At 56.6% G+C, this 17,906-nt stretch carries 16 protein-coding genes and 3 pseudogenes; 1 reads left to right on the plus strand and 18 read right to left on the minus strand.

What is annotated here, in order from left to right:
- Positions 1-182: 182 nt before the first annotated feature.
- The 3 genes from nodU to HDG32_RS28000 all read right to left on the minus strand — a co-directional run bounded on the left by nodU (position 183) and on the right by HDG32_RS28000 (position 4,752).
- The gene (nodU, locus tag HDG32_RS27990) at positions 183-1,904 is read right to left on the minus strand and encodes a nodulation protein NodU (RefSeq protein WP_184072272.1); all 1,722 of its coding nucleotides are present in this window, start codon (positions 1,902-1,904) and stop codon (positions 183-185) included.
- A gap of 13 nt (positions 1,905-1,917) precedes the next feature.
- The gene (nodS, locus tag HDG32_RS27995) at positions 1,918-2,547 is read right to left on the minus strand and encodes a nodulation methyltransferase NodS (RefSeq protein WP_184072273.1); all 630 of its coding nucleotides are present in this window, start codon (positions 2,545-2,547) and stop codon (positions 1,918-1,920) included.
- 192 nt (positions 2,548-2,739) lie between these two features.
- Positions 2,740-4,752, minus strand: a complete 2,013-nt coding sequence (locus tag HDG32_RS28000; protein WP_184072275.1) for a carbamoyltransferase — start codon at positions 4,750-4,752, stop codon at positions 2,740-2,742.
- Positions 4,753-5,265: 513 nt separating this feature from the next.
- Here HDG32_RS28000 and HDG32_RS28010 point away from each other — a divergent pair.
- Positions 5,266-6,213 carry a LysR family transcriptional regulator gene (locus HDG32_RS28010; RefSeq protein ID WP_184072277.1) on the plus strand — a complete coding sequence of 316 codons (948 nt, stop codon included), beginning with the start codon at positions 5,266-5,268 and terminating at the stop codon, positions 6,211-6,213.
- A gap of 58 nt (positions 6,214-6,271) precedes the next feature.
- Here HDG32_RS28010 and HDG32_RS36720 read toward each other — a convergent pair.
- The 15 genes and pseudogenes from HDG32_RS36720 to HDG32_RS28080 all read right to left on the minus strand — a co-directional run.
- Positions 6,272-6,388: pseudogene (locus HDG32_RS36720) on the minus strand (IS3 family transposase); the annotation flags it as partial.
- Positions 6,389-6,601: 213 nt separating this feature from the next.
- Positions 6,602-6,904 (minus strand): hypothetical protein, encoded by a 303-nt coding sequence (locus HDG32_RS28020; RefSeq protein WP_184072280.1) that lies wholly within the window; start codon positions 6,902-6,904, stop codon positions 6,602-6,604.
- A 1-nt stretch (position 6,905) separates the two neighbouring features.
- A complete protein-coding gene (locus HDG32_RS28025) occupies positions 6,906-8,279 on the minus strand; it encodes a carboxyl transferase domain-containing protein (protein WP_184072282.1) in 1,374 nt (457 codons plus the stop codon).
- 86 nt (positions 8,280-8,365) lie between these two features.
- A complete protein-coding gene (locus tag HDG32_RS28030) occupies positions 8,366-9,706 on the minus strand; it encodes an amidase family protein (RefSeq protein WP_184072284.1) in 1,341 nt (446 codons plus the stop codon).
- A gap of 36 nt (positions 9,707-9,742) precedes the next feature.
- On the minus strand, positions 9,743-11,431 hold the full coding sequence (locus tag HDG32_RS28035) for an NAD(P)/FAD-dependent oxidoreductase (RefSeq protein ID WP_184072286.1): 1,689 nt from the start codon (positions 11,429-11,431) through the stop codon (positions 9,743-9,745).
- Positions 11,432-11,512: 81 nt separating this feature from the next.
- On the minus strand, positions 11,513-11,998 hold the full coding sequence (locus HDG32_RS28040) for a hypothetical protein (RefSeq protein ID WP_184072288.1): 486 nt from the start codon (positions 11,996-11,998) through the stop codon (positions 11,513-11,515).
- 172 nt (positions 11,999-12,170) lie between these two features.
- Positions 12,171-12,653, minus strand: a pseudogene (locus tag HDG32_RS28045) (electron transfer flavoprotein subunit alpha/FixB family protein); the annotation flags it as partial.
- The gene (nifW, locus tag HDG32_RS28050; RefSeq protein ID WP_260336620.1) at positions 12,650-13,006 is read right to left on the minus strand and encodes a nitrogenase-stabilizing/protective protein NifW; all 357 of its coding nucleotides are present in this window, start codon (positions 13,004-13,006) and stop codon (positions 12,650-12,652) included. The pseudogene HDG32_RS28045 and the gene nifW, both read right to left, overlap by 4 nt.
- A 42-nt stretch (positions 13,007-13,048) precedes the next feature.
- Positions 13,049-14,185, minus strand: a complete 1,137-nt coding sequence (nifV, locus tag HDG32_RS28055) for a homocitrate synthase (RefSeq protein WP_221307894.1) — start codon at positions 14,183-14,185, stop codon at positions 13,049-13,051.
- Between the two features lie 234 nt (positions 14,186-14,419).
- Positions 14,420-14,767, minus strand: a pseudogene (locus HDG32_RS36035) (glutamine synthetase); the annotation flags it as partial.
- A 325-nt stretch (positions 14,768-15,092) separates the two neighbouring features.
- The gene (locus HDG32_RS36725; RefSeq protein WP_260336621.1) at positions 15,093-15,404 is read right to left on the minus strand and encodes a glycosyltransferase family 2 protein; all 312 of its coding nucleotides are present in this window, start codon (positions 15,402-15,404) and stop codon (positions 15,093-15,095) included.
- On the minus strand, positions 15,382-16,074 hold the full coding sequence (nodB, locus tag HDG32_RS28065; RefSeq protein ID WP_184072291.1) for a chitooligosaccharide deacetylase NodB: 693 nt from the start codon (positions 16,072-16,074) through the stop codon (positions 15,382-15,384). The genes HDG32_RS36725 and nodB overlap by 23 nt, the downstream gene beginning before the upstream one ends.
- Positions 16,071-16,703, minus strand: coding sequence for a NodA family N-acyltransferase (locus tag HDG32_RS28070; protein WP_184072293.1), 633 nt, complete (start codon positions 16,701-16,703; stop codon positions 16,071-16,073). The genes nodB and HDG32_RS28070 overlap by 4 nt, the downstream gene beginning before the upstream one ends.
- Positions 16,700-17,467: a hypothetical protein gene (locus HDG32_RS28075; RefSeq protein ID WP_184072296.1), complete on the minus strand. Its 768-nt coding sequence runs from the start codon at positions 17,465-17,467 to the stop codon at positions 16,700-16,702. The genes HDG32_RS28070 and HDG32_RS28075 overlap by 4 nt, the downstream gene beginning before the upstream one ends.
- Positions 17,464-17,706: a hypothetical protein gene (locus tag HDG32_RS28080; protein ID WP_184072298.1), complete on the minus strand. Its 243-nt coding sequence runs from the start codon at positions 17,704-17,706 to the stop codon at positions 17,464-17,466. Before HDG32_RS28080 ends, HDG32_RS28075 begins: the two co-directional genes overlap by 4 nt.
- Positions 17,707-17,906: the final 200 nt, after the last annotated feature.

Consider the following 17,906-nt stretch of genomic DNA (forward strand, 5'->3'; position numbering starts at 1 on the left):
GAAATGAGCCAAAATTTCCGAGGAGGGCATCGAGGTTCCGCGGGTCGATGAGCAACCTCCGCCCGGGATAAGTGCTTGTGAAAATCGAGCCAAGGGCGGCCTGCTGATCGTCTTCGGACCGCAGCGATAGAGCGAGCTGCCGGGACAATTGACCGCGTCGTACTGACCACTGAGCTGCAACGTCAGCAATCTTCGAACGGCGACGTAGCGAAAAGTGTTTCGTCGACTGACGGCGACAGACCAGTCCTGGTCAGTAACAAACCATCGCACCACACACGTTCGACGCGTCCCCACGCACAGGCTGAAGCAGCGTCCGGGAAGAAACCTCGTCCGTGATAGTTGGCGCTCGTGTTGCAGAGCAACGGAATACCCGTCAGTTTTTCGTATTCGACCAGAAGTTGCGCCACCGGATGCTCGGAAGTTCTTGAAATGGTCTGCAATCGGGCAGATCCGTCGAGATGCACGATGGCAGGGATCTTTTCTCGCCATTCCGCGCGCGTCTGATGATCGAACAACATATAGGGATCAGGGCTCCCCGGGCTAAAAATGGTCGGCGCACGATCCTCAAGGCAAATTGGCGCCACGGGACGGAAGTGCTCTCGAAACTTGATGTCGTTGAGATGATCCTTCATTGTGGGCAAAGTCGCGGCGGCCAGAATGCTTCTGCCCCCCAATGCTCGTGGTCCGAGCTCGGCTCGGCCGGCAAGGAAAACGACGGGCTTGCTACTGGCGAGTATGCTGGCGAGTTCTACAATGGAGCAAGTAGACGCCGTCCATCCGGGCGGTACTTGGCAACCTTTTAAGGCCGGTCCGCTATATACCGACCACTCCAGCGGCACGAAGCCCTTCTCGGCTGCCAGCGCGCAACAAGCGGCGCCAATCGCAGACCCGCTATCGTTGGGAAACGGCGGCACCCAGATTGCGTCGAACAAACCGCTCGCGCGCAGGGCGCTGTTCCATTTGATATTGAGTCCGCATCCGCCAGCGATGCACAAATTTTTCGGCCCCGCAATCGAATGGCGCTGCAGCGCGATACCCATTTCATGAACGAGAAGACGCTCGAGGAATACATGGAACGAGGCGAGTACGTCTTCGGGCGGCCTGGCTTCCAGTCGCAGCGCGCTTGCTTCGAAGAACTCTCCCACAGCCGCTAGTGACGCGTCCGCGCTGTGGATGTTCTCGCGATAAGCTTGCGCACACTCCGTGTCGCCAGCAAAGCGTGCCTGATAAAGCCCGCGAAATACCTCAACGATATCTTCGTCAACGGAGCCCAGCGCGATGTAAGCCATCAGCTTGCCGGCCACACCCAGATCCCACCGGGCGCCGCCCGGTTTCTTATAAGGACCAAAGTGATGACCCGCCGCAGCGTAGATGTGACCTATCACGGGGAACAGGCAGTCAACATGGCGGGCGTGGTGGCGTTCTACATGGTAGAGGCGTGGGACGATGCCACCATCCCACACCAAACAGAATGCAGATTGCCCGCTTTGGGCAAAGGGACTGGTGCAGTACGCCGAGGCCACATGGCCTGACACGTGAGGATAGCTTTTATAAGGAAAGGACTGGCCGCCGACAAGCAGTCCGGAGCCGTCGAGCGAAGCGAGAAGATCATCGGCTCGGCGTTCGGCATAAGGGGCTCCTTTCAGGCTGACGGGAATCGACCCACTGAGGACCCGAAACTCCGACTCGACTACTCCGTCCCAGCCGTCGATGACAAACTGGTCGATATCGTGCGCATCGAAACCATGCTCGGCCAATGCGATCGCGATCGCGTCGAGGTCGTCGATCGCCTGATACCGCGGATTGTTGTCTAGCTTTTCCTGCTCCACGCAAAAAACCAGTTTTCCATCCTCGACAAGGGCGATCGCTCCGTCGTGCGTCAGTTTGATCCCACAGATGCGCATAATATCTCCCGGCCTAAGGCTGGTAAGTTGGTCCACACGAAGGCGAAGCCGCGTTTCGAAAACAGGCGAGCAGACAGTCTTCATTCGACGACTGACCGACGCACCTCAAGCGATCGATTTCAACCAGCTCTTCTTCCAGGATGGCTATGACCGTCTCGGCTCCGGCAATGTGGCCCCATCGCCGGCAATTGGCGTCACGTGCCGATCCGAAAACCAGCTGTCCAGCGGGCGCAAGCATCCGTGCTAAATTGCGGACAGCCGCGCGCACCTCGGCGCTGCCGTCGAGGTAATAGAGAACCTCCGCCACCACGATCAGATCGAACTGTTGCTCAGTCGAAAAATGCTGGACATCGGAGACGATCCAATTGATGTGTGGTGAGTCCATCATGCGTTCGCGTGTCCTGGCAATTGCGCTTGGCACGATATCGATCACGGTGAGCCGTTGGCAGTGCGGTGCCAATTTTTCCGTGAAGGCTCCGCCTGCGCATCCGACTTCGAGCGCATTTGTGACGGATCCCTGCGAAAGGGCCATCCGAAGCATTTGCCTGTGGCGCTCGTGCTCAAAGGGATTGCTGTCGAGCCGCCATGGATCGTCTGCGTCCAATTCCCGACGCAGCAATTCGAAGTTCGTTTGATGTGTCAATTCCGTCTACCTTTATGGTGCGCCGCTGCGAGTGTCCGGACCTTGGGCCGGGACTGGTGCTCCGTTGAAAACCGGCGTGTTGGTACAAGAACTGCACGGCGGCCAAACGCTATTGTTTAACGTTCTGGAAAAATAGCTCGCGAGTGCTGTTACCTAGTTTCAGACCTTCAGCAACTCATTGGAGGCGCGTCGTTACCGTGACAACGCCCGTGAGGGATGTAGCCGAACCCGACGCTGTTCCCACAATCCGCGCAGCTCCTTGACGAGGGCTTCACGTCGAGTCTGCTCAGGCGTAATTGAATCGAGAAGATGTCCGAGCACGGCTTCGCCTTCGATCCGCATCAGCAGATCGAACAACTCATGTGAAATACGCACACTGTCATAGTTGGAGCCGCCGGTGCGAATTTCGCACACCGTCTCCTGACGATCCAGCGCTGTGTGAGCGCGGACCCGATAGAGCGATGCATAGGGCGGCAGTGAAACCGCGAGCGCAGTCCAATGTTCCTGCGTTGCGGGCCGCTTTTTGACGAGGAACGGCCCGACCACAAGTCCATCCAGCTCTGTCGTCAGAAATGTGGCAATTGCGTCTGCAACCGAATCTACGATCGGCTCAGCGTTGTTATTAAAGGAAGTATTGAGCAGAATTGGGATTCCTGTCCGCTTTTTGAACGCATTAATAACCTCCCAGTAGGCGGGATTCGTCTTGCGCGATACTGTTTGCAGCCGCGCTGTACCGTCAATGTGCGTGATGGCGCCGAGCAAGGCACGCTTGGAGTCGCGCACGCGAACTACAAAATTCATAAAAGGGAATTCGCGGGTGCCCTCTGGGAGGTCAAAAAATTCGCGCGCATCGTCCTCGAGCACTGATGGCGCGAACGGTCGGTAACCCTCACGCTTTTTGACCATGGCGTTAATCCGGTCCTTGTTTGCCACCGGCCTGGGATCGGCAAGAATGCTGCGGTTGCCAAGCGCGCGTGGCCCGAACTCCGAACGACCCTGCACCCAGCCGATCACGGCGCCATTGGCCATCCAGTCCGCTGCTCTGCCTGCCACGTCATCACTGCGTTCAACGTCGAGGTGTCCGGCCCACGCATTCAATTCTTGCTCCACGACCAGATCGCTCCCCAGATCGGGCCCCCAATAAACCTCCTGCAATCGCTCACGCGGCGCGGGCCGACCGAAGTCGTTTGACATCATAAGGGCAGCGCCTAATGCGCAACCGGCGTCATGCGCTGCGGGCTGCACGAAGATGTCTTCGAAAAGTCCCGAATACAGCAGCTTACCGTTCATGGTGCAGTTATGAGCTACTCCTCCGGCTATACACAGCCGCTTCATACCGGTGACCTCGCGATGATGGCGGAGAATGTGAAACACGATCCGCTCCAGCGCTTCCTGCAATGAAGCACCCACATCTCGATGCTGCTGTGTGAATGGCATTCCCTTTCGCCGGACCTGGATGCTGCGGAGCAACGTCGGACCGATGCGGTCCAGGTAGACGCGGTACTCACCGTTGGCGGACAGTTGATAGAATTGCTCGAAGAGCCCGCGATAGGGAGCGGGATCCCCATAAGGTGCAAGCCCCATGACCTTGTATTCGTCGAACAAGCCGTAACCGAGATACCGGATTGTTTCGAGATAAAACAGCCCTAGAGAATTATGCTCTGCGAAAGTCGCGAGTTGCGTAATTTCGGTTCCAGATCCGAGCGCCAAGAGCCCCGAGAGGAAATCACCGCCGCCATCGACCGCGAGGATCAGACTTTGCTCGAATCCAGACATCGCAAACGCGCTCACGGCATGCGCCAGATGGTGACTCACGAATGAGACTCGCGAAGGATCGACCTCGGTACCGAATTCCCGCATTAGTAAGTTACGCAGAAACAGCTTGGCATCCACCGGAATGGAGATGTTCGGCTGGGACAGGAACAGGCGTTCGAGCATGACGTTGCAATAGGCCTCGGTAGCGTAAAACGCGATGTGGTCGATATCGCTGAGCTGAATCCCTGCGGATGCGAGGCAGTATTGAATTGAACTGCTCGGGAACTTGTTAGAGTGCTTGATCCGGTTGAGGCGCTCCTCTTCGACGGCCGCTATTACGCGTCCGTCCCGGACAAGCACCGCAGCGCCGTCGTGCAGAAATGTGTTCGGCAGTTCGAGTGAATTTTCATGAACTTTGTCTAGCCCGCCGCTCACTCCTAAGCACAGCATGTTTCTCTCCTTCATCGTGGTAGGAAGGCCCTACTGGCAAGACTCGAACCCCTACCACATAAGTAAGGTAGGGTATCGCTCGCCGCTGCGAACACTGGTCAGAGGTCACCAGCCCAAAGAATCTCGCGTAGGGTCCGTCTGCAAAATGGCGCCGCAATTCATGAAAATTCTGTACCGTTTGGTCCAGGGTCGCGTTTCCTGGCGGTGAAGGATGGCGCGACCAGAAAGCTGAAGCGCTGGAACCTCGAGGAAATCCGCAATCGTTGCCAAACATGCGGCGGGTTCGCGAGGAGGGCTCCCGATGCATGTGATTGATCGACAACTGCTGCAACGTCATTTCCTCGGCTTCGCTCAGTTCTGCGACACACTTCATCCACTATCCCGGCACCACGAAGGCGCCAGCAGGTTGCGAAATTTAAACGGATCTACCAGGAACACTATCCTCCATGCCGTATAATTCGTAAAATCGATTGTTTTGATGGAACACATCTACATTATGGATAACTTGGGATCATGCGTTTCAAGGGCCTCGATCTAAATCTCCTCGTCGCGCTCGATGCTCTGATGACCGAGCGTAATCTCACCGCGGCGGCACGCAGCATCAACCTGAGCCAGCCGGCCATGAGCGCGGCCGTCGCCCGGCTACGCGCCTATTTTTGCGATGAACTATTTACGATGAGGGGCCGGGAATTTGTCCCAACACCGCGTGCAGAAGGGCTCGCTGCTCCAATCCGCGAGGCGCTGGTGCACATCCAGCTCTCCGTTATTTCCCAGGACGTCTTCAACCCAGCCAAATCGGATCGCCGCTTCAGGATCATCCTTTCCGATTTCATGGCAGTCGTATTTTTTCGAAAGATCGTGGAGCGTATTGCACGGGAAGCTCCCGCCGTCAGCTTCGAGTTGCTGCCACTTGCCGATGACCCCGATGAGGTTCTCCGGCGCGGCGAAGCCGATTTTCTTATCTTGCCGGAATTGTTCATGACGAGCGCGCACCCTAGAGCGAAGCTGTTCGAGGAGACGCTCGTGTGCGTAGGCTGCCGCAGGAACAAGCAGCTATCAGGGCAGCTTACATTCGAGAGATATATGTCGATGGGGCACGTTGTGGTCAAGTTCGGGCGTACGCGGCAGCCCTCCATCGAGGAATGGTTTTTGCGTCAGCACGGTCTCAAGAGACGGGACGAGGTCATCGTGCAGAGCTTTAGCATGATCCCGCCTATGCTATTAAACACTGACCGTATAGGGACGATGCCCTTGAGGCTGGTCAAGTATTTCGAAAAAACGATGCCTCTGCGGATCGTCGAACTTCCGCTGCCACTTCCCGCATTCACCGAGGCCGTCCAATGGTCTGCCCTTCACAACAGTGATCCGGCAAGCAATTGGATGCGGGAGATAATATTGCAGGAGGCGTCACGCATGACTCCTCCGCGTGAGACCACGCGAAGACCAATCCACCCAAGTTAGAAAATGGCATTTTTCAGCAAGGTTTTTGCGGCATGGATTTGTGGGGTTTCGAGGGTTTTGTGGCGATATAACGTATATCGTCACACCAGGCCTGATTCAGCACGGTGACGGCAAACGCCTGATCGAGCAGGTTCGGCGCGACCGGCAAGCTGTGTGTCAATCTGGTTGTTGCCTGAATGGCGCCGCGGTGATGGACAACGCTGCAACTGCGCGATCGCTGGGTGCTGAAGATCATCATTAATGAAGTCTATCGCTCACAGCACGCGTGCGGTGCGCCACGGGGACTGTCGCCGGTCGACGCTAGCGGCCGTTATGTGATACAGGTTTCTCGGACGGTTGTGAGTGATCGCGATGGTTCGGCAGCCTGCCACCACTCCGTGCACCGAACTCACGACTTAACGCCGGACTTCCACGGCCAGCGGGCGCTGGTTTCAACATTTTCTCGGTCCTTCTGGATCTGCTCGCCGTTGAGCCTGGCTTCGCTGGGGGCCGCAACCTGGTTCGTCGAGATTCGGTCGGCGTCGGCTTCAGTCGATGCCGCATGCACCTCCTCGCTAGCCCTCAACAACGGCAGGCCGACGCCAAACCGCGAAACTTCGCCCTTTAACGCGGCGATATCCGCCCGCCATGTCTCCGCGTTACCGACAAGCAGACTGCGCTGGACTGTGGAAGTGAGACGCTTGCGATTCAACTCAGGCGCCAGCTTCACTCCCTACAGGGAACAAATACTGGGTAATTTGTTCCCGAGTATGTTCTATCTCGATGACATCAGTAATCAGCCCATTAATTTTCAACAATTCGGGGTTTTCAATCTCGTCGGTCAGTTTTCGCATTATGGATCTGGTGGTCTCATCAGATTCAGACATTACTTTCTTCATCGTGTCCGGGCTGAAAACCCCGATGTGGGCCTGCGGATACGCCAGTACTGCCACAGGGTCAAATCCAGGACCACACATGGCGTACACGCCTCCCGTATACGCTTTTCTGGCAACGAGCAGTAACTTTGGTACCTTGCATCGAACATGTGCTCTGAATAATTCCGCTGCAGCCGAAAATATGCCACTATTTTCAGCTTCTCTGCCGATCATAAATCCCGGGATATCGGCAATGAATATGATTGGCATGTTGGTTTTTGCGGCAATATTTATCATTTTTATCATTTTTGAGGCGGATTTCCGATAAATTGCACCTCCATTATGTCGAGGGTTGTTGGCAATAATTGCAGCGAAATTTCCTTTGATGCTCGCGTAGGCGGTCAACACTTCCTCCGCGTATTCGGCGCTTATTTCCGTAAAGCTGCCTTTGTCGATAAAGGAATGCAGCAAATGATGCATATCATAGGGTGCGCGATGATCTGATGGAATTAATTTTTCAAAATCAGCCGCGTCGGGTTCTTCATATTCAAGACCATGGGCTGCGTTGCCTTTGAAACTTCCGTGCAGTAATTTTCTTATGCACTCGAATAAACCTTCTTCATCTTTGAATACCAGTTGAACCGAGCCCGAGCCCTTGCTGTGAACGTCTGTTCCACCTAGCGAATAGAGATCGGACTCCTGGGCCAGCATTGCCTTCACCATATCCGGACGGCCCATACATAGAGCGCCTTTCTCAGTCATCAACACCAGGTCTGCGAGCATCAACGGTAAAGCAAGTGGACCTGAGGTCGGACCGAGTATGGCGGAAATTAGCAAATTCCCTTCTGCAAATTCGGCGAGGGATGCACTGACCCTGCCCATTCCAAATGGGGATAAAAGTAGTCTGGCCATGTCCGGCGAGAGCACTTTCGTGGTGTCGAAACTGCCTGTCCCTCCTGCCTTGTCCTGAATGTAGATTAAGGGGGCGCATTTATCCCGGGCCTGAGTTACTGTGCTGATGATCTGCTCGGCAGTGCGCCACTGTCCGCCCCCCTGAAATTCACAGTCTCCTCCGCGATTCATGACCAGAAACGTTTTTACCGAATTTATGGTTCCTTCGCCGCAGATGAAATGACTTTTTGCGGCAGGTTGACGGTCAACAAAACTATCTGCGTCAAAGAGCACGTTTATTCTTTTCAACGAAATTTGCATTAGCTATCTGCCTCCTGGCAATGCGTATGAATGTTTGCTGTTTTCGGTGCCGTGCGTCTGTGCGGTGTTGAATAGCAGCCTTATTTTCAGGAAGCCAAAATGTCTTCTATAGACGTTGCTGCGGCCAGAAGACGGCGGTCCTGACCCCGCGCGGCGTCAATACTCAACCCCACCGGTAATGCATCATCGGGAGCAACTGGAAGGGTGATAGAAGGTATCGCGGCGTTGCTGGCCAGGTCGGTGTTACGTATCACTTCGGCAAACAGTCCCGGCCTGCTGGCATCGCTCAGATGAGGGACGCTACGCGGAACTGTCGGGTACACGAGAAAATCGATGCCTTGAGTGCTGAACAGCGAGTCTATTTGTAGACGTAAGACGCCTATATTCTGGATCGCTGATGAATAATCTGCGGCAGAGATAAGCTGTCCACCAAGATTGGCGTGAATGATGTCGCGGACAATTTTGTCGCGAATGTTATCAAATACGGCATTTATCCTGTTTCCCCATCCTAGGGAAAGCAATGTGCGGGGAAAGTCCGTGAAGAATTCGTAAACCGGAATGGTGAAGGTTCCGGTTCTATTCAGGTCAGCAACAACCGCGTCATCCAGTTCAACGCACTGGAAACCAGCGCGGGTCAATCGCTTGACGGCATGCCAGCAATACTTTCGGACATCATCCTCCAGGTCAGTCCACATGGAGGCCGGAAGGCCTATTCGGCCGCGAGTATTTTTCTGTTTTGTCGGAAGGTGGCTATCGGGGGACAGCAGATCATATAGAAGCAATGCATCTTTCGCCGTCCGCGTCAGAAGGCCCGGCGAATCCTTCGTGCGAGAAACTGGAATGATTCCGGCCGAAGACCAGCGACCACTTGTGGGCCTGAAGCCGGTGATACCACAGAAGGCGGCCGGTATCCTTACGGAGCCGCCGGTGTCCGTTCCGATCGCCATCGGAACGATACCGGCTGCCACGGCAGCGGCACAGCCGCCACTGCTGCCACCAGCCAAATGCCCTGGAGCCGCTGGATTTCCGACCGTTCCCCATTGAGGATTGACCGATGTGATACCAAAGCTGAGTTCATGCATGTTGTTCTTGCCGGCAACGACAGCACCGAGCGATCTCAGCTTTCTGACAACAAGCGCATCGCGCGTGGCTATACAACCTTCCATCCCCGGTGTCCCGGCGGTGACAGGGAGCCCCTTAACACAAATATTGTCCTTTAAGGAAAAGGGAATGCCGTAGAGCGGTGCGCCTTTCAGGGCATCATTCGCTTTAGCGAAATGCGCGTCCGGGCCGCAAGCACGGATGAAGCAGTTGAGCTTTTTCAGATGCGCATCAGCGCTGAGTGCACGCTCCCGGATTTCAGCCGCAGAAAGTGCACCGGTACGTATGCCACCGCAAAGCGATTCCACAGTGTTTTTCGAATACATAAAATTTCCACGAATAGGAGGTCATCGTGTGCGATATCAGTAACGATAAGCACTGCGGATCTCGTCAAGAGGATTGCCCGGTAAAAGATTTCCTCCTGCGCTGCGTATGACGGCGCAGGCGCTATTCACAGCCGTCTGCACAGCTCCCTCAATCCACCCTCCGGTAAAAGAGCAGCCACATCCTGCCAGATAAAGGCCGGAATCCCATGCGGGATCATTCGCGGTCTTGAACTGAAAGAAGAGACGCTGCGAGTAAACATCTTCGCCCGGATAGTTGAGCTTAAAGGCACCCGAAGAATGCGGATCGGTCAGCCAGTCATGGTGCAGGACGCTACGTTCATAGTCATCATCGGCGGGAACAAGGTGGCGCGCAAGTTCTGGATGGAATGTTGCAAGGTCGTCAACGAAGCACTCACACCGCTGTTTTTTGTCGGGAACACTCAGTAGCTTGTGAGCGTCATCCTCCCAAGTGTAACTAAGCAGAACCACACCCTGACCATCTGGCTTATCGGGTTCGTAATCAAGGCAATATACTCCTCTCGCAAAACTGTCAGACTGGATGGTGACTGGCAGGTCTTTCGTGATCCAGAACTTGTCGCGGGTGAGCATGAACAGCTTTGAGGAACCCGTAAGATGCGTTTCCCTGACGGCTCGTGAGACGTCGCGGCTGAGAAACGTTTCGTCGTCGGTCAGGCAATGAACCATCTGCATTGCCCTGTTGTTGCTAGTGACGATTACTCGGTCGAAAACCAATGCCTCGTCTTCATCAGTTACCAGCTTTATCTTTCCATTTTCTTTGTAGATGCGACCCACGCTATTGAAGCGAACCCGTTCAGCAACGGAGCGCCCTGCGATCTCCGCTTCCGCCAGGCGCTCAGTCAGTGTAGAGATTCCGCAGGAAATCAGGCGTTGATCATCCAGATAGCCGTTAACGACCAAGCGCAGTATTTCGATGAATCCGGCCTGATAAACAGGTAGGAAACCGCCGGATCCTATTCCCAGAGAGCCAAACAGCTCAAAGTCATATGGCCTTTCCCAAGGGACGCCTCCGGGGGGGCGAGGACCAGTGAAAATCGCGACAATGGCGGCATAGAAAGAACTGTCACGGAAGACATCGAGCCACGTTTGCCATGCCGCACGCGCTTCCTGAAAGCGATGTGACTTCAACATGACCGTGATTTCTGCCGGCGCTACAAGAGATGTGCCATTGATCACGCACCCATCCTGCAAAAAGGCCCTCCAGCCTTCATGAACGAGCCTGAACAAAGGCGGCGGCGAATCCCCCGCCGGCCAGGTATGGCGAGTGCCGCGATAATGCAATTCGGTATCAACCACTCCTGGATCGGGGAAAGACGCGGTCGTGGAAATGCCGTGTTTGTTCAAATAATGGAAAAGACCGGTTGCACTCGGAGGGACCCGCATTGCGCCCATTTCAGCAATAAGGTGCGGGTAGCGCGGATCAAATACTTGTGACCATATTCTTCCTCCAATGCGATCGCGGGCCTCAAAGACCGTAACGTCGTTTACGCCTGCCCGCATCAGTTCAGTGGCCGCCACAAGACCGCTGATACCGGCCCCTACGATGGCAACGCGCGGAGTTGGGGTGCTTGATGAAAAGGAGCCGATTCCCCCTTCAGACTCGCAGAGCTGGAGGAACGGCGCGTAGTCATACAATAGGTCAACAGTCGGTGATGGACTTTGTGAAGATGCGACATGATTCTTCATGGATTTTCTCCTTTATGGCGATGCATCCACCTGAGGAACGATCATGGCTGGAAATAGCGCAGGGACCTCTTCCGGCGGCGATTATCGGGACGCGGACTGTGCGAGCAAGGCTTCCACGACGTCCAAGCCTATGCAATCGATCGGGTCCAGCCTGCGCAGCTTGGCGATCAGCTTCAGTGCAACGGCGCGCTCACCGCGCCGCACGCTAATGAACGCGAGCGCCTTCAGTGTGAAGAGCCAGAAGCGGCCCGGACCAGGAATGGTGAAGTCGGTGTCGCCCGGCTGTACCGCACACCAGTCGCTGTCGAGCGACGCTTGCCGGGCGGCGACTGCCAAAGCCTTGGTCGCGACCTCCTGCGCCTCGCCAAGTTCACCCCGGTTCGCATGGAACTTATACAGCAGATAGTAGGGTGGCAGGCAGCGCGGGTACGACAGGACCGCAGTCCACAACGCGGCGGCCACATCGTCATTGCTGCCGCCGTGGGTTCTCTCGATCAACTGTAGCAAGGGGGGAGGGACGTTGCCGCCGAACAGATCGGTCGATTCGATACCAGTAGTGAGATTCATCAATTTGCTCCGATATGGTGAGTGGTGAGGCGTCCGGCCGCTTTTGCGGCGCTCGGAAGCCGATGTGACGATGGATGTGTTTGTCTACGCGAACCTGAACTGGATGCGATGCCCGCCGCGCGGACACGCCCATTCGAGGTTGTGATGGTCCGTGCACAGAATGCGGCAACTACGGGTCAATGTTCAGCTCGGTGCAGTCGGCGGTGAGGCCGGTCAAGAGCGTCGTTGCGACAGATCCGGCGAGATCCCGGGCCATCGAGGTTGCACCGAGCAGCAGAATCTCGGAGCGGTACTTGTTGACCGGGTCGGTCAGCCCCTTCGTGAACGGTTCGTTGCGATAGCCGAGCGACACAGGGTCGTGAATCACATACGCTTTGTCCGCGCCGAAACTGAACGCCTCACTGGCAACCTGCTCAAGCGGCTCGTCGGTACCGCCGAGCACGGCCACAGCGACACGAGTGCCGAGTTTGTCGGCGGGCTTGCGCGCCTCACCGGGCAGCTCCCACGACACGCTATGCACGTGGCCGCGGTCGTGCTCGAGAAAGACCCAGACGCCCTGGTAGGCTTTCAGACGTTCGGGCAGATCGAGGTTACGGCCGGCGGCCCGATTGACCGGCGCGGCCGGCTTCTTTTCCGAGGCAGCGGGCGAGTTCATGGGGCCCTCTTCATCAACAGGTCCGCCTCCAATGTCGGATGGCGAGCGAATATCTTGTGCACGAGTTTCAGCGACACGTCGCGCAGGCTGGACGCTTTGAAGACCTTTTGCTCCGCGGGCGTGGATACAACGAAGTCGTTGTCGGCCTTCTGCAGTAAGCATCGATAGACGGCGAGCACGGCCGTCGCGTTGTTACGCGGCAGTTCTTTCTGTTGCTCGATATACTGAAAGAAGCGCTTGAGGATGTGCAGGCGGCTCACGTTCACCACCTTCTCGTCGAATGTGATGTCGAAGAATTGCAGGAAATCCTCGGCCGACGAAAGGTGACGCAGTTGTTCGATAACTTCTTGCATGTCGTTATTTCTATTGGACAAGTTTGGCCGCCATCACCACACTCACGACATCTTCACCCGCGTGCTGTGGGCTTGGGTCAGGAAGCGGCGCAGATCGCTTGCATTCGGCGCCTGCTTGTGCTGCGTGACGAAAGAGCGGATGCGTGCAAGCAGAAGCGGGATGAGCCGCTCCGACACGCTCACGCCTAGAGCGTCGTAGGCCTCACGCACACTTTGAGATCCAGAATGTTTCCCGAGTATCGTCGACCGGTGCCGGCCGAGCTCTGCTGGATCGAATCCCTCGTAGGTCGTGGGGTGCTTCGCGAGGCCGTCGGTGTGAATGCCCGACTCGTGAGTAAAGATGCTCCTACCGATGATGCTCTTGTTGAAGGAAACTGCGCGGCCTGAGGCTTGTTCGACCAACGACGAAATGTCGGGCAGCGCTCTGGTGTCGACGCCAGTGTCTCGTCGCAGCAGGTGCCGCGCGCCCATCACGACTTCTTCCAGCGCTGCATTGCCGGCGCGCTCACCCAACCCGTTGACGGTGGTGCTCGCATGGGTCGCGCCGGCCCCAAGGGCGGCCAGTGTGTTGGCTGTGGCGAGCCCGAGGTCGTCGTGCGCATGGATTTCGATCTCCAGATCGACGGCGACGCGCAGCGCTGCAATGGCGTAGAAGGTCTTAAAGGGGTCCAGGATACCGACAGTGTCGGCAAAGCGCACGCGCTGGGCCCCGTGCTGCTGCGCGCATTGAGCCACTTCTATGAGAAATGAGGGATCCGCGCGCGAGGCGTCTTCCATGCCGAGGGAAATCTTGGGATGGTTTTTCGCTGCCTCGTCGACGACGCGTGCGATCTGCGCTAGTACCCAACTGCGCGACTGCCGCAGCTTGTGTTGCAAATGAATATCCGAAACGGGAACCGAGAGATGAACGATATCGGCATCGCAGCGCAATGCCGCGGTGAGATCCTCGTCGGTGAGGCGCCCCCAAACCGTCAGGCGGGCGTCGAGGTTCAGGTCGACGATTGCAGCGATGCACGCCATTTCGTCTTCGCCCATGGCAGGAATTCCGATTTCGAGTTCGGCCACGCCGGCTTGCGACAGTGCGGCGGCGATCGCGCATTTTTCCTCGGTGCGAAACGCGACGCCGGCGGTCTGTTCGCCGTCACGAAGTGTCGTGTCATTGATGATCGGATTGAGCATGTCAGGTCTCTTGAGTTGTCGGCGATGGATCGCAAGCGTTGTGCCAAGCGAGCATCTACAGTCGGAGCACAATTTGCGGAATGTTGACCGGCACAATGTCGGGTTATGGCGGTGCATCGTCCGATTGTTCGTGTTGCGAATGTTACGTTCCGGACAATGCGGCCCCGCGCTGGAGGTGGCTCGATCGGTTCCATCCGCTAGCGGACAGAATGTCGAACTGATGTCGGTGGCGTCCCGCAGCGTTTTCGGAATTTCCGGTAGCTCGGCATCCCGATACGCGTCGCCGACAAGCGGGTCTGGCAATGCCAGCTTCTCGTCGATGCCCGCAAGACCTGCCGCGATCAGGGCCGCAAAAGCGAGATACGGATTGAGATCCGCACCGCCAATGCGGCACTCCACGCGGACGGCGTCCGAGCCTTCGCCGTAAAGGCGGAAACCGACCGTCCGATTGTCTTGGCTCCGTGCGACCTTGGTCGGCGGAAACGTACCGATCTGGAATCGCTTGTAGGAGTTGATGTGGGGCGCCAGAAAGAGGGTGATGTCCTTCGAATATTTCTGCAGGCCTCCAAGGTAATGGTGCATCAGATTGAGACGTTTATATGCGGATGCGGTACGAACGCTTTGCCGCGCGGCAACGTTTCACAGGGGAATCTTCCTGTCCGTGCAAAATCTGGCGGTGGGCGAGTGCCGAGCTGCTTGCGGTAGGGCTCAGTAGCTCCCAGTTTTCACGGAGTCGACGGATGCACAAATCGTTAGTCGGTAAGGGATTTCGATCAACCCGGTCAACCAGGTGTCGCTCCGGTTGCTGGCGGTCAACTGACCCATGGCCGCGCCGATCGCTGGATTTTGCATTTTCAATGCAAGCCTCGTGACCTCGTCTGAGCCGATTATCGTGTCCGAGTCGACGTTAAGCACCAAATCTCCTAACGAGCGGCGTATCGAGATTCGCAGAACCATCATCAACCACATAGACCCGCAGTTTTCCGGCGTAGTCCTGGTTTGCAATGGACTCCAGGCATGCCGAAAGCGTGCGCGGGTCCTCGTTGAAGCAGGGAACGATGACATCCACGCCCGGCAGAGTGTCGGAGTCGACCAGGCCGTCCGACAGCGATGACACGTTTGTCGGCTGAGCATAAAGCGCCTGCGTGCTTTTATAGACAGTCGAGAGCAGCGCATAAAACGAGACAGCGACAGTGCTAGTTGCGGCAAGCATGTTCATAGGGTGTCTGGTTTGTCCGGTTAGGTTGAGGAAGCGATCGGATTGCAAACCCCCGGTCATGCAATGCTGGAATCATGAGGGAAAGCGCCGTGAGGGTCTGCTCGCGCCGACCAGCGTGAGTGCATCGTCCCAACTCATCGGGAGGGCATCCGTCGTGCAAGAGCACAATTGCACCCGGCCGGACAGAGGCCAGCACTGCGCTGACAATCGCGTCCACGCCGGGACGAGACCAGTCTCGCGGGTCTACCGACCAGTGGAGGGGCGCCAGACCAGCGCTCGCTGACGTAGTGAGCACTGCTTCACTCCACATGCCATACGGGGCACGCATATACCGCAGCGAAGCATGGGGGCTCGCCATCCTGATGACCCGGCTTGCCGTTAGTATTTCCTGTTGCACTTCGGTGGGTTCGCATCTGGACAGGTCCGGATGAGTCATCGTGTGGTTTGCGACCTCGTGCCCTTCTGCGATCATCCGTCGGATCAGCTTCGGCTGGTCCGCTGCGTACGCACCGATGACGCAGAAAGTCGCTGGCACCCGGTGTTCCGCCAGCACATCGAGGACGTCCGGTGTGCAAAGTGGATTAGGGCCGTCGTCAAACGTCAAATAAACGCTGCGACGTCCGGTGGTATCAGCGCACTCGCTGCGCGCTTCGGATAAGCAGTGCCTCACAGCTCTGGCCCGTTCCGATCAATTATCGTTCCGGTCGGCCAATCGCTCATTGACCGTCCAATCGGTAAGACGACAATGAGTACGTCCTCGATGCGCGTGGGCGGCGTGTCGAGATGCACTTCTCGAAGGGTCGACCTCACGCGAACTCCAGGCACAATAGTCGCCAGACCGGGTCGGCCGAGCAGCCTTGCAATATGTTGCCGCAACGCGTGTCGAACCGTGCCGAAGCCAAATGGAACGCCAAGTTCCTGCAACACGGGATACATCACGCGCATTAATTGAGGGATTCCGAGTCCCTCAAGATCCGGACGTACCGCGTACAATCCTAGTTCGGCCACTAGTAGATCGACTGCGCCAACCTTGATGAAACGACGCAGTGCGCCGATATGAGCCGCTACGCCGCGCGCGTCGTAGCCGATTGCACGGAACTCTGGCCTCGCACCAGCCCAACTGTGATTGCCTTCGAATGGTTTTGCATTAAACGCCCCGGTCGGTCCGTAGGTATTTCGGAAGAACTCGGACAGTTCGATGTGGTCGGCGAGTCGCAACTCATTTTCCCAAACCAGCCTCCACCGCACCTGAGAGCGCGTGGAGAGAGGTCCTCTATCTGTGGACACGGCCAAATTCACGACTGCCTCCTATGCGCCGTCCGGCCCTTGAGGGTGGACCTGACGGACGCGAAGGACTTGCTGAGAAAGCGGTTCGATTTCAAGAAATCATCTGCACTCTGGAACAGTTCTGGGATGAAGCCCGAAGAAAAGAGTATTTCCGTCAACGCTTCACGGACCGATTGAACCTCTTCCACGATGGAGATTACATCGAGAGCGCGTGCCTTTCGCACCGGATCTACCAAAGACTTCCCCCGCATCTTCCGCACGATCTGACCGCGATTGACACGAGATCCATTTGGCCGGGTCGCTGAAGCATTTGGCACCTGCAATCGGCTGCTCCCGATTTGTCGCGAAGCCCAGCCGAAGTCGAGGGTTGCCTCAACTGTACGAAGGTAAGCGGCCGATATAGAAAGGGTTTGGAGAACTATGCGAAGTTTTGCCGCTAGTAAGCGCCTACGCGACCTGCCAGACGCTTGTCGCGTCGTGTCGGCGCGATCCAGCTTGCCCACGCCGCCAAAGACCGTGCCCGCATTGGACATGTGCCTCGGTTGATGGTCGGCGTACACCTGAGGATTTTTCTCGGCGTCAGGGCAAAGACCGACAACCATCTTGATATGCCCAAATTCTATTTCTCCGGCCCGACGTTTTGCTACAGTATTCATGAGAGCCTCCACGAGAAATTGACTTGAAATTTGGTGCCATGTCCGCCGAGAAAGTTCAGCGAGTTCGGGATCTGCGATTTCCTTCGTCCAGGTGATGAAGCGTCGCCAGTGGTGCTTCATGTGCCCACCGTTATGGCCGCCCATCGGGCCGGACACGCCGCTGTTGCGCCATGCGTGAGCCAGTCACAGATCGACTGCCCGCTCACGCCGAGTTGCTCGGCGGTGAGCTTGCGCTTGATCCTGTGTCCGAGCGGCGACAGGGCCGCCGCTCGCGTGCGCGAGTCCCGATGCACGTGATTGATCGACAACTGCTGCAACGTCATTTCCTCGGCTTCGCTCAGTTCTACGACACACTTCATCCGCTACCCCGGCACGACGAAGGCGCCAGCAGGTTTGCGAAATTGAAATGGATTTACCAGGAACACTATCCTCCATGCCGTACATTTCGTAAAATCGATTGTTTTGATGGAACGCATCCACACTATGGATAAGTTGGGATCATGCGTTTCAAGGGCCTCGATCTAAATCTGCTCGTCGTGCTCGATGCTCTGATGACCGA

The sequence above is a fragment of the Paraburkholderia sp. CI2 genome, from assembly GCF_014201055.1.
In the GTDB taxonomy this organism is placed as follows: Bacteria; Pseudomonadota; Gammaproteobacteria; order Burkholderiales; family Burkholderiaceae; genus Paraburkholderia; species Paraburkholderia tuberum.